Raw genomic sequence first — 12,731 nt, forward strand, 5'->3', positions numbered from 1 at the left:
AGATAGTTGAACTACAATAATGTATGAGGAATTCACTCCAGGATTGGCGGTGAATTCCTAAAGTTATTTAAAATTAGCTTTTTCCGAAAAGACGGCGACAGCCGTTTACGCTTGACGCATGGAGGTCTTACTCATCTTGGGAATCCGTCTACCAAAATTTTTAGTCCGATTGTTTCTATTTAGCATGCTGCTCAGCACTCTTCCTGTGATCGTTCTCGGAGTTCTTTCTTATTATAAATCATCTGAGATTATTCAAGATAAAGTGACCAAAGCCAATATGCTAAATTTGGAGCAAACGCAGCAAAGTGTGGAGCAACTGCTAAAAATGGCGGATTTATCTGCTGTTCAATTCATTAACTCATCTCTAGTCAGTTCATCATTAAATATGTTATTAACCCCCAATCAATTCGAAACGGTGAATGAATTGCTTCAAGGCTTGCATAAGCTTCAAAGCTTCGAGCTCGGGATCAATGATATATTATTAGTCAGTTTCAACAACGGATGGGTGATAGATAACAGTACTGAGGTACTGCGTTTAGAAGAATATAATCAAAGTGAAATGATTAACAACTATTCTAAAGTTGGAAAAACAAGCTTCTGGGCTACAACAGGTGGAGGAGAGCAGGTTCATTTGGTAAAAAAGCTGCCTATTAATTCACAAACTCCCTCGGGGTTAATGATTTTAAAATTTATGAATAAAGAAATCAGTAAATTATTGACTAATAATAATGAGCTTGGAGAGGTCATGATTCTCGATCATGACGGAATTGTAATTGCGCATAGCAATGCGGTTCAAATAGGGCAGGACTTTAGCAATAAGAAAGAGCTCGAGGTTATATTTGATTCCACGAAAACGGTTGGCGATTACCATTCAAATACGAATTCAGATATTGGTGTGAGCTTCCGCAAATCCTCCTATAATAGCTGGACCTATGTATCTATATCGTCGGTGAATCTCATTACGAAAGATTCTAATGTGATTAAATGGTATACCTACACGGCTTGCTTATTGATTCTTACTGGTACTCTGCTGCTTGCCTGGCTGGGGTCTAGGAGAATGTACAGTCCCATAAATCATCTGTACCGCTTTCTGGCTGAGAAGGAGGAAGTGTCAACGGTCAATCATAGCAGTGATGAGATTCAGTATATCGGCAGTCAGGTGAATGAGATGCTCCACACGAAGCACCGCCTTACCGGAATAATTGAAGGCCAGCAGCGATATGTGGATGAACTGTTCATGATCAAGCTTTATCAGGGAGAGGTGAGAGCGCAGGAAATCAGTGAGCGTTTGGATGCAATAACTCTTAATAGCAATTGGAGTTATATAGGTGTTATGGCAATCCAGATTGATACACTTGAGGGAACTAGATATGAGATGAGTGATGAAGAGTTATTATTATTTGCAATAAATAATATTGTCGGTGAGGTTTTGCAGAAGAACGAAAGGTTGAAGCCTGTTGTTATGCAGCGTACTCAGGTTACATTGATTGGAAGCAATGATTTAACTGAGGAATTATTTAAAATTAGAATTAATGAGTACGCCGATGAGATCAGACAAAAGATTGATCAGTTTCTGGGATTAAAAGTAAGCGTGGGGATTAGCCGTTTTTATCCAACGCTTGGATCTGCTCAATGGGCTTATCAGGAAGCAATCGAGGCGCTTAAATATACAATCCGCATGGGACCAAGCTGTATTATTCATATTATGGATGTGGAACCGGAGGGGACGATTCTGTCACGTATTCCTGACGGAATTAAGCAGGAGTTGCTTGATGCAATCAAGTTGGCCAATTATTCTCAAGCGGACCTGCTGCTGCATACTTATCTGCAAGATATCTTCTACGAGAAGGTAGGGCACAGAGAATACTTCGTACCTCTAACGGCATTCCTTTTGGATTTAGTACGAATGGCGCAGAGCTTGGGTGAACCCATTGAGTCACTTTATGATGGAGAAAAGTCACTTATTGATCAGCTATATCAGCTTAAAACGATCAAGGAAATTGAACAATGGTTTAGCCAAATACTCATCTATCCGATGATGGATTTATTAGAGAAGAAACGAAAAAATCAATACGCCAAGATCTCAGATCAGATGCTGGCCATGATCCACGAAGAGGCTGAAAATGACCTATCATTAGATCAATGCGCATCAAGGCTGGGCTATCACCCGGATTATATCCGTGGTGTATTTCGCAAGGAGGTAGGCATCAATTTCAGCGATTATTTATCGAATTTTCGTTTGCAGTTAGCCAAGAAGCTCCTTGTCGATACCGATTTGAAGATTTTAGAGATTGCTGAGCGTTTGCGATACAATAATTCGCAAAACTTCATTCGATATTTCCGCAAACAAGAAGGCATAACACCAGGACAATTCCGTGAAAAACATCAAATTGATCATTGACTGGCGATCATCCTGTTAATGTAACGATATCGTCTATTGTTGTGTGTCTTCCATCGCCGATTTAGACTCACTTCGCATGCGAAGCTTGAATGCTCTGGGTGAGCACTGATTATGACGTTTGAAAAGCTTATAAAACTGGGCCATGTTGGAAATGCCTACCTCGTAGCTGACATCCATAATACTGAGTTCACTCGTCAGCAATAAAAGCTCAGATTTTTTAATTCTTCTATAATTAACGTATTCCACGAAAGAGACGCCCATCGTTTTTTTGAAGTATTTTATAAAATAGTGGTAGCTCAAATTGAGTAAAGTACAAGCATCCTCTACGACGAGTTTTTCGTTTAAATGGGTATTTATATAATCAAGAACCGGTCTTAATCGATTTAAATCGGTTTCCTCCGTATAGTTTAGTACGTTGCGGCTGTCGTTTCTTAACAGTAGCAGCATCAATCTCTTAATCGTTGAGCTGATAGCAATTTCGTAGCCTCTCATCCGTGTTTGCGATTCATTGAAAATTTCCATGATGAAAGCATACGTTTCTCGTTTGGCTGACTCTTTTTCATCAAAAATATAGTTTAGTTTATCCAGTGGTTGAGTTTGAGTCAGTTCCGAGAAACAGTACAAGTAAGGCATGGTGCTTTGGTCAAAATGTTTGATCAGATCGATTTGAAAAACCACGTAGTGAAGCGCACCGGTAAGAGGCTTATGGGAACGGTGCGGCTGGGATGCTCCTAGAATCATAACGTCTCCCGGCCCGAGGACAACGTAATTGTGCTTGCTTTGCACACCTAAGTGGCCTTCTAAGACAGCAAGAAATTCTACTTCTTTATGGTAGTGCCAGGGGTGTTTTTCTAAAACGCTGTATTGGTGAGCCTCTGTTCTGATCTCCCATATTTTTAGAAAAAGCAACGGATTCTGATAGATGACTTCTTCATTAATAGCATCAAAATGCGGATCGATAGTAGTTTCTAATAAGGGCATGATCATTACCTCCTTCTTGAGTATAACACTTTTGGAAATATCGAATTAATAATTTCATTTACACACGGTACCTTTTCATTTGATTTAGAAAAGGAAGACACTTTTGAATATAAAATGGGCATGTTTTAGCATTTCTTTAACAGCTCTGATTTTCTATACTGAAAGTAATAAAGCGCATAAGGAGTGTACATATAATGGTAAAAGTAACGGTATGGAATGAAAATCGGCATGAACAAAGTAATCCAATTGTAGGCCAACTATATCCAACTGGCATTCATGGCGCGATTGCACAATTTTTAACGGAAGCAGGGCTTGAAGCTAAGACTGCTACTTTGGATGAGCCAGAGCATGGCTTAACGGATGAAGTATTAAACAATACGGAAGTATTAGTGTGGTGGGGACATCTTGCGCATGGAGAAGTAAAGGATGAAGTCGTACGGAAAGTACAGCAGCGTGTACTGAATGGAATGGGCTTAATTGTACTTCATTCTGGTCACTTCTCAAAAATCTTTAAATCATTAATGGGTACAAGCTGTGATTTAAAATGGCGTGAGGCTGATGAGAAAGAACGTCTTTGGGTTGTTGCGCCAAGCCATCCGATTGCAGAAGGAATTGGAGAATATATCGAGCTGGAAAAAGAAGAAATGTATGGCGAGCATTTTGATATTCCTGCACCGGATGAGGTTATTTTTACAAGCTGGTTTGAAGGCGGAGAAGTATTCCGCAGCGGATGCACCTTTATGCGCGGAAACGGCAAAGTGTTTTATTTCAGACCGGGGCATGAAACCTATCCAACTTATCATAACAAAGACATTCAACGCGTTATTGCGAATGCCGTGAAATGGGCACAGCCGGTTAAACGCAATCGTCCAGTATATGGGAATGCAAAGCCTTTAGAAAAACTAACGATAAAAGCAAACAATTAACGAAATTGAAAGTCCGCATAAGCACAAATATAAAAAAACGGTGCGTGTTCACGCACCGTTAGATAAAAATCCTGATGTGATCAGAAACCTTGATCTATCAGGGTTTTTTTTGTATATCAAATGGTTTCAGATGATTCTGAATGAATGGAAAAGGGATAGCATCACAAAAATTGAAGGGTACCCTTTCAGAGTGAAAGAATAGCGGCACAAAAAGTGGAGATTTCGGAAAAAGCACCGAGCATGTTACTTTTGGTTGGCAGGGCATTGCTGGTCAAAATTATAACAAGCATGAAGAAAGGGGGATTACATTGAAGCAGCATTCGCAAACGGTGGCTCCAATGTCTAGGGTGCCGAAGACAGGATCAGGCTCGAGTTGGATAACGTTCTTGCGGAAGGAGTTAAAACGCAATCGTTTTCTTTATATGCTTCTATTGCCTGTAGCCATTTATTTACTGCTATTTAAATACGCACCGATGGCCGGAGAAATAATTGCCTTCAAAAATTATCGATTGTCCGATGGGATCTGGGGTAGCTCGTGGGTAGGCCTTCAACAATTCGAGAAGCTGTTTGCAAGCCGAGATTTTTATGTAGTATTGAAAAATACTTTGCTTCTCAACTTGTATCATCTGGTTTTTGCTTTTCCTGCTCCGATCTTACTCGCGATCATGCTTAACGAAGTGCGGGTGGAGTGGTATAAGCGTTCTTTGCAAAACTTGCTGTACATTCCTCATTTTATTTCGTGGATTGTCCTTGGCAGTATCATTATTGCACTGTTATCGCCATCTACAGGAATTGTGAATTATTTACTGAAGGCATTTGGAATCGAGCCGATCTATTTTATGGCTGATAGGTTCTGGTGGCCAGTGACATTCATTGTGTCCGGTATTTGGAAAGAGGCAGGATTTGGGACGATTCTCTACTTGGCTGCGATGGCCTCGATCGATCCGACATTATATGAAGCAGCCAAAATTGATGGAGCCAATAAAATAAGACAGATCTGGCATGTTACACTACCGGGCATTCGCAGTACAATCGCGATTCTTCTTATTCTTCAAGTAGGCAAAATGATGGATGTCGGTTTCGAACAGGTGTATGCGCTGCGGAATCCGGCTGTAACCAGTGTCGCTGAGGTAATTAGCACCTTCGTCTATACCCGAGGGATTGTGAACTTGCAGTACAGTTACACAACTGCATTAGGCTTGTTCCAATCATTGATTGCGCTAATCCTCATCGTATCAGTGAACCGTATTATAAAAGTGCTGGGAGAACGAGGATTATGGTAAGGGATGAAAGGAGTGATGCATTCTGAAGCTTGGACAACAAACCGTTTTATCAGTAATATCTCGCTGGCTTAATTACTCCTTACTGGCGTTGCTCGCTTATATGGCATTATTTCCGTTTATTAACGTCATTGCAGTATCGTTTAGCAGCAGCAGGGCGATCAATGCTGCGGAAATCTTCATGTGGCCGGTTGAATTCAATGTGGAAGCCTATAAAAACTTATTGAGAGACGGTCAATTAATTATTGCAATGAAGAACACTATCGTAATTACGGTAATTGGAACTGCGTTGAATATGTTTTTTACTATAATTGCAGCTTATCCGCTTTCTAAAGCAAGGCTGAAGGGCAGAAATATGATGCTCATGGCCATTTTATTTACGATGCTGTTTAGCGGCGGACTGATTCCTAATTTTCTGCTTATTAATAGCCTGGGACTTGTCAATACGTACTGGTCGCTTTGGCTTCCCGCACTTATAAGCGCTTACAATATGTTCGTTATGAAATCCTTCCTGGAAGGGCTGCCAGATGAGCTGGAAGAATCAGCCGCGATTGACGGCGCTGGTGATTTCACTATTCTATGGAAAATTATTTTGCCGCTCTCTAAGCCGGTCATCGCCGCATTGACACTGTTCTATGCTGTTGGCTGGTGGAACTCTTATATGAATGTACTGATCTATATTCGGAGTACAGATAAAGTGTCATTGATGGTGAAATTGTACCAGATGATCTCTTTGGTTAGTCCGGAGCTGCTGCGCGGAAGCGGTGAAGGTGTGCTGCAGGTTACGATTACGCCGGAAGGCATAAGAGCTGCGTCAGTCGTGTTTGCCATTGTGCCGATCCTGTGTGTGTATCCATTTTTGCAGAAACATTTTATTAAAGGCGTGCTCCTTGGTTCTATTAAAGGATAGCTGCCAAAACGCGTGCAACAAGCTGAAATATCAAGTGCGCCTTAATAGCGCGCTTTGATATAATAAAATAATCCTGTAGGAGGTCAAGTATGAAAGAGAATAGTACACGCAAGGGGAAAATGCTGTTAATGCTGGTTATGATTATGGTGCTCTTGGCAACGGCGTGTTCCAACAACGGGGGAGACACAAGCCCTACGAACACGACAAACCAAGGCACTGCTAAACCTACCGGGGAGACCCCATCCGAAGAAAAGGACCCGTATGAAGAGTTGCCGAAGAAGGTCAGTATTTCCACGTTTGACAGAGGTCAAGTATCTAGTGATGAGGGCACCTATGAGGAAAATCGCTGGGTGAAATGGATTCGCGAGCAATCGGGTATTGATGTATCGATCGTACCTGTACCTCGCAACCAAGCGCAGGATACGCTTAATGTATTGATTGCTTCGAAACAGGCGCCAGATCTGATGTGGGAGTATGACCGGACATATATTGGGAAGCTGGTCACCCAAGGGGTTATTCAACCGATTGGGGAGTATATTGAAAAATACAGTACGACTTACAAAAAATATTTGGAAGAGAATCCCGATTTGCTGCCTTATATTACTTTCGACGGTGAAGTCTACGCGGTAGCGACAAAACGTGCGATTACAGGCATTGTGAATCATGGAATGTGGATAAGACAGGATTGGCTGGATGAACTGCAGCTTGAACAACCGACAACTGTGGAAGAGTTGATTGTCGTAGCAAAAGCGATGAAAGAGCGTTATCCAGACAGTACGCCAATTGTCGGTCATACGACAAATGATATTTACGCTGCTCTTTATGGGGCAATAAACAATCAATGGTATGTGGAAGATGGGAAAATGGTATACGGTGCGACCCTTGACCGTTTCGGCGAAACGATTGCACTGGAGAAGCAGCTATATGATTTGGGGCTTGTCGATCGTGAATATTTAACGGATAGCAACAATCAGCGTGCAACTCAGTTGTGGACAACTGGCAAGGCTGGTATCTATATGGGGCAATGGTCGATGGATATTATAAACAAGGATTTGCTGATCAACGTGCCGGACGCTAAGCCAGAGCCGCTGGAAGCTGTAGCTACTCCGCATGGCAGATATGGAACATATCAGGAAGCATCACCCCTATTCTATATCGCTTTCAATAAGGATATGAAAAATCCGAAGGCCGCAATGGAATATTTAGATTGGATTTTGGAGAAAGGTTGGTTCACGCTGGTGAATGGCGAGGAAGGCGTGCATTATGAAATGGTTAATGGCGTAGCCAAGCGACTCGACCCAGATAAATTTACAAAAGAAGTTATTTACGCAGGCGAATACGCTGTAATGCGAGATGAGAGTGGCTTCAAAGCCGAGGATATACTTGTTCGAGCTGCCAGCGATGAAATGTCGCAGCGCATTGCTAAGCTTAATATGAAATCATTAGATATTGTAATGAAAAATAAGTTCCGACGCGACACTCCTTATCAGCCAAGCTTTGATGAAATCAATGAAATCCGATCAACGCTCGACACCTTTATTCGGGAAACACGAGCTAATGCGGTAACTCAAGGAGAGAAATACACAGGTCAGTGGGCTCTTGATGAGATTCGCAAGGAATGGAAACGTCTGGGTGGCGAAAAAGCAGAGGAAATCGCCCAAAAGTGGTATGAGGATAATAAATCCAGCTTTTAAATGATAAAGGGGGAGGAACAGAGATGAAGCTCGTACAAAATCGGCGACTTACTAAAGCGGTTGCAATTCTATCGATGCTGCTGTTCCTCCTTGTTTTTTCTTCTGCTTTTTTAACGTATACCGTATTTAATCGCCAATTGGAGCGTCAGCTGACCAGTACGAACATGGAGTTGCTAGGGCAGTTGGAACACAAGCTGGAGCTATCACTTAAGCATATAGATAAATCAGCTATTCAACTGCTGAAATCATATGAGGTGGGACGGTTTTTCAATGATGAGCTGAGCGAGCAGGAAAGCCAGAACATTTCGTTTCGAGCAACCAATTTAATTACGAATGCGATCAACAGCATCGATTATATTTTTTCCATTGATCTTTTTTCGTATGGCAAGCAGCGGCTGGTGTCAGGCGATGTACTGAATGAGCAGGATTATAAGCTGGATTTCTCATGGATTCCAGAGTTTCAGCAGTATGAGGGATATTTCAACTGGATGTCAACTCGCAAGGTACAGCTCAATCACTCGCAATATCCGATTTATCGCAATGTTGTGACATTGGTTCGCTCCTACCCGCTTATTCATTCTCCTGGCACACGCGAAGGTGCGATTGCTGTAAATATTAAGGAGGATCTGCTGTATGGATTAATCCGTAATACGGCGGCAACGGATAAGGGACAGACCTTCATTGTTGATAGTGAAGGTGTCGTGGTGCTGCATTCTGATCAGAGCAAGCTGGGCAAGGATATTAGTGAATTTTCGTATATTCATCAAATTTTGAATGCATCGGAAGCGAGCGGCCATTTCTCTGAAGATGTTGAACGGACAGCTTCCTCTGTTTTTTATGTAAAATCGGATTATACGGGTTGGAATATTGTGCGGATTGTGCCAGAGGCGCAATTTCTGAAGCCGCTTTACGCCATTCGCAATGGACTGCTTATACTTGCAATCGTATTATTTGTAGTGGCTACGGCATCTGCAGCAATGGTGGGACGCTGGATTTTCAAGCCGGTCAACCGGTTTATCCATGCGATGACACGGCATCTGACTGTCCATCGGAAGGATGTGACAGCAAGGAAATATACAGATGAATTCCAATATTTCGAATCGACGGTGCAGGATATTTTACAAGATAGGGAAGAGCTGCATAAGCAGGTGATTGAAAGCAAGCCGCTCATTAAATGGCAGCTTCTTACGGAATTGCTGTCTGAGAAACGCAAAAATTTTGCGGTGCTGCAGCCTTATATGGACATGCTTGGCATTAGCTTGTATCCAGACCGTTTTGTCGTCATGAGCATTGAGTTTGACAGCAAGCATGAAATTGCTTCACCGCGGGATTTGCAGCTGTATGCTTATGCGCTCTGCAACGTTGCTGAGGAATTGATGAATGCGGAAAGCCGCGGTATTGCCGTGGAGCTGAGCAGCGGTAAATGCGCGGTCATTATGAGCTTTGACGATGTGGATGAGCCGGAGCGTCATATGATGCGGGCGGTGGCAGTTGCTGATTTAATGAAGGATTTCGTTCAGGAATACTTTAGCCGTACAATTACAATCGGAATTGGAGATACGGTCGAGACGGTCAATGATATTCATCGCTCCTATAAGCAATCGCTTGAGGCACTGCGCTATAAGCTGGTGATGGGCAGCAATTCGATTATTACGAAAGAGGATGTATTCAGCGATCAATCACCGCAATTTTACCGTTTATTCGCTATGACAGATGGGATCGTCGCTTCAGTCAAGTTGTCGGACGCGGATAAGATGAAGCAGCAAGTGCACAGATGGTTCGAATCCTTCACTGAGCATAATGTACCGCCTGAAATGATCATGCAGTTGATTGTGCAATGTCTGATGAAGGCGGCAACCGCAGCTGTGGAAATTGGCGTTGATCCCGAAGGGATGTTTCCGGAGCAGTATATGCTTGAGATGCTGAATCAGTACGAGCAGCTGCACCATCTTGAGGGATTTACGATACAATCGCTCTCAAGCTTCATCGAACGAATAAGGGAAAAGCGCAGCAGCAGGGAGCGCAATGATGTCATTGACAATGTGATGCTGTATATTCAAACGCATTATATGCGCAGCGACTTGTCACTCAATCTGCTCGCGAGCGAGTTTCATTTGAGCGTTTCTCATCTCAGCAAGCTGTTCAAAGAACAGAAGGAATGTAATTTTATCGATTATTTAATGGAAACGCGTATGAACAAGGCCAAGCAGCTGCTCAAGGATACAGAAGAGAAAATTCGTGATATTGCAGAGCATGTTGGCTATACGAATGTGAATAGCTTTGTGAGAATTTTCAAAAAAATAACCGGGCTTACGCCTACGGAATTCAGAGAGCGGGCACGTGAGGGGCAGGACGGGGAAGTCTAATATAGAGGAGAGGAAGGCCTCAGCATGCTGATTCGCAAGTTGAAGGACCGATTAACAAATATCGAAATTCAGGCAGTAGGAAATCCCGGCGCTGATACGGGCCAGAACTATTTTACAGCACAAACCTGGATGGCAGACAGTCGTCACATTATCGTTTGCACGGATATAGATGGGGACAAAAAAGGTCGTTATGTTCGTTTTGATACAAAGACCGGTGCATCAGAGACACTTCTGACAGATCTTAATTGGGGCATTGGTCTCGTATCGGCAAATGATCTCTTCTATTATTACGTCGGTTCAGTCATTTATGAATACAATCTGCATACGCAGACGGTTCGTACCGTTTGCAGCATGGAGGATGGGGCTCTGGTGTATGGCCCGCTCTCCATCACCGATGACGGGAGAAGACTAGGTATCTATTGGAAGCGCTTCGATAATTGGGTGATCGGGACTGTTGAGGTTGATACGGGTATCGTCACTGCAGTGGCTGCACCAGGCTTCGAAGAGCCTTACCCGATAGCCAATCATTCTATGATCAATCCCAAATATGATCAGCTTGTTTTTTTTGCTCACGAGGGCAAGACCGAGCATATTGCTGATCGCATCTATGTCGCAGACACAACTACAGGTGAGATACGCAATGTGTTCCGCCAGCAGCGGCTGGAAACGGGAGAGCATGTGGAGTATGTCGGGCATGAGATGTGGGCGGCAGACGGAAAGCATCTCTATTTTGTGAAATATCCGCAAAGTCCGCTTAAACCGACAGGGGTGTATAGGGTTGAGAAGTGGGGGCAGGAGCGGGAGTTTATCAATGGTGACTATAGGTACTGGCATGCAGCACCTAGCCCTGATGGACGCTTTGTTGTTGCAGATACGATTGAAGATAATGCCGTAAGCAAAATCGTCTTAATTAATTTGGAGTCACGAACATCCAAACTGCTGTGCGAGCTGCCAATGTGGAGAGAGCATCCCGGACATCCTCACCCGATGTTCAGTCCTGACAGCAAACGGGTATCTTTTACCTTTGCGGATGAGCAGCAAAACTTATGGATCGGTGTTATTGATATTGAGCAAATGTCCGAGGAGGATTGAGATGACACAACGAATTGATGATGCGATGAGCAAAATCTACTCCTATATGATCGAAGATCATCAAGGTAATTGGGGCATGGATATCAATCATTGGGACTGGGTTCCTGGTGTCGGTGTCATTTCAATTTTGGATTGCGGAGATAAGACAGGGCAAGAAGAAGTAATCCATTACGTTCAGACATGGGTGGAGCGGAATAAACAGAAATCAGATGTGCAGAAAGTAATCAATTCAATGGCACCTTTTGCTGTATTTCCATCCTTGTATCGTCATACCGGTCAGGAGTGGCTGCTTACGAAATCGCAGGAAATTGCACAGTGGATGCTGAAAGAAGCGCCGCGTACAAGAGAGCAGGCTTTTGAGCATACCGTTACCGAGGCTGCCGAATTCCGTGAACAGGTCTGGGCGGACACTGTATTTATGGCGGTGCTGTTTCTAGCACGCCTTGCAAAATTGACTAGTGACAAGCAGTTGGCTGAGGAGGCGCTGGAGCAGACGATGCTTCATATGCAGCTGCTTCAGGATAAAGAAGCGGGGCTATTATATCATGGTTGGAACTGTGAGGCTGGCGACCATATGTCGGCGGTTCATTGGGCACGGGCGAATGCCTGGATCGTATTAAGCGTTCCTGAGATTATAGAAGAAATAAGTGGATTGATAGACATTCCTATAGAGCTGCATGAGCGCTATCGCAGCCTTGCTGCCGCACTTCGCTCTTGTCAGGCTGCTGATGGGCTATGGCATACGGTACTTGATCGCGTCAATACGTATAAAGAAACTTCGGCAAGTGCCGGAATCGCATGTGGTTTCATTAGAGGAATTAACGCGGGTATACTTGATGCCTCATTCGTGGAGCCGGCTGAGCGAACAGTATCGGAAGTACTGTCCTTAATCAGTCAGTCTGGCGAGGTTGTCGGAGTGTCGGGCGGCACACCTATTATGCCGTCTGTGGAAGCGTATGACAATATCCCGATTTATCCTACGCTTTATGGGCAAGGCTTGGCTTTGCAGCTACTGACAGAATTCAAGTGCTGGACGGCTAATAAAGAAGCTGTTGAACGTAAATCGAAAATTGAGGAGTGA

At 43.4% G+C, this 12,731-nt stretch carries 9 protein-coding genes; 8 read left to right on the plus strand and 1 reads right to left on the minus strand.

All coding sequences use genetic code 11. The features are described from left to right. Window positions 1-136 precede the first annotated feature (136 nt). Window positions 137-2,401 (plus strand): helix-turn-helix domain-containing protein, encoded by a 2,265-nt coding sequence (locus tag AC0YN7_RS08990; protein WP_475809637.1) that lies wholly within the window; start codon window positions 137-139, stop codon window positions 2,399-2,401. A 33-nt stretch (window positions 2,402-2,434) separates the two neighbouring features. Here the strand turns inward: AC0YN7_RS08990 and AC0YN7_RS08995 are convergent, their stop codons facing one another. Next, on the minus strand, window positions 2,435-3,382 hold the full coding sequence (locus tag AC0YN7_RS08995) for a helix-turn-helix domain-containing protein (RefSeq protein ID WP_475809638.1): 948 nt from the start codon (window positions 3,380-3,382) through the stop codon (window positions 2,435-2,437). A gap of 194 nt (window positions 3,383-3,576) precedes the next feature. Between AC0YN7_RS08995 and AC0YN7_RS09000 the strand changes: the two genes are divergently transcribed. The 7 genes from AC0YN7_RS09000 to AC0YN7_RS09030 all read left to right on the plus strand — a co-directional run bounded on the left by AC0YN7_RS09000 (window position 3,577) and on the right by AC0YN7_RS09030 (window position 12,731). After that, a complete protein-coding gene (locus AC0YN7_RS09000; protein WP_475809639.1) occupies window positions 3,577-4,308 on the plus strand; it encodes a ThuA domain-containing protein in 732 nt (243 codons plus the stop codon). 308 nt (window positions 4,309-4,616) lie between these two features. Further along, window positions 4,617-5,591 carry an ABC transporter permease gene (locus tag AC0YN7_RS09005; protein ID WP_475809640.1) on the plus strand — a complete coding sequence of 325 codons (975 nt, stop codon included), beginning with the start codon at window positions 4,617-4,619 and terminating at the stop codon, window positions 5,589-5,591. 100 nt (window positions 5,592-5,691) lie between these two features. Beyond that, window positions 5,692-6,498 carry a carbohydrate ABC transporter permease gene (locus AC0YN7_RS09010; protein WP_475809641.1) on the plus strand — a complete coding sequence of 269 codons (807 nt, stop codon included), beginning with the start codon at window positions 5,692-5,694 and terminating at the stop codon, window positions 6,496-6,498. An 89-nt stretch (window positions 6,499-6,587) separates the two neighbouring features. Beyond that, window positions 6,588-8,192 carry an extracellular solute-binding protein gene (locus tag AC0YN7_RS09015; RefSeq protein WP_475809642.1) on the plus strand — a complete coding sequence of 535 codons (1,605 nt, stop codon included), beginning with the start codon at window positions 6,588-6,590 and terminating at the stop codon, window positions 8,190-8,192. A gap of 23 nt (window positions 8,193-8,215) precedes the next feature. Beyond that, window positions 8,216-10,558, plus strand: a complete 2,343-nt coding sequence (locus AC0YN7_RS09020) for a helix-turn-helix domain-containing protein (protein ID WP_475809643.1) — start codon at window positions 8,216-8,218, stop codon at window positions 10,556-10,558. A gap of 24 nt (window positions 10,559-10,582) precedes the next feature. Further along, complete coding sequence (locus AC0YN7_RS09025; protein WP_475809644.1) at window positions 10,583-11,650, plus strand: TolB family protein; 1,068 nt, start codon at window positions 10,583-10,585, stop codon at window positions 11,648-11,650. A 1-nt stretch (window position 11,651) separates the two neighbouring features. Then, the gene (locus AC0YN7_RS09030; RefSeq protein WP_475809645.1) at window positions 11,652-12,731 is read left to right on the plus strand and encodes a glycoside hydrolase family 88/105 protein; all 1,080 of its coding nucleotides are present in this window, start codon (window positions 11,652-11,654) and stop codon (window positions 12,729-12,731) included.

Source organism: Paenibacillus sp. J31R122, from assembly GCF_056269185.1.

Excerpts from the sequence above, each read along its gene's own strand:
- AC0YN7_RS09025 (WP_475809644.1), top strand. The coding sequence starts at position 10,583 with ATGCTGATTCGCAAGTTGAAGGACCGATTAACAAATATCGAAATTCAG.
- AC0YN7_RS08995 (WP_475809638.1), bottom strand. The coding sequence starts at position 3,382 with ATGCCCTTATTAGAAACTACTATCGATCCGCATTTTGATGCTATTAAT.
- AC0YN7_RS09015 (WP_475809642.1), top strand. The coding sequence starts at position 6,588 with ATGAAAGAGAATAGTACACGCAAGGGGAAAATGCTGTTAATGCTGGTT.
- AC0YN7_RS09020 (WP_475809643.1), top strand. The coding sequence starts at position 8,216 with ATGAAGCTCGTACAAAATCGGCGACTTACTAAAGCGGTTGCAATTCTA.
- AC0YN7_RS09000 (WP_475809639.1), top strand. The coding sequence starts at position 3,577 with ATGGTAAAAGTAACGGTATGGAATGAAAATCGGCATGAACAAAGTAAT.
- AC0YN7_RS09030 (WP_475809645.1), top strand. The coding sequence starts at position 11,652 with ATGACACAACGAATTGATGATGCGATGAGCAAAATCTACTCCTATATG.
- AC0YN7_RS09010 (WP_475809641.1), top strand. The coding sequence starts at position 5,692 with ATGGCATTATTTCCGTTTATTAACGTCATTGCAGTATCGTTTAGCAGC.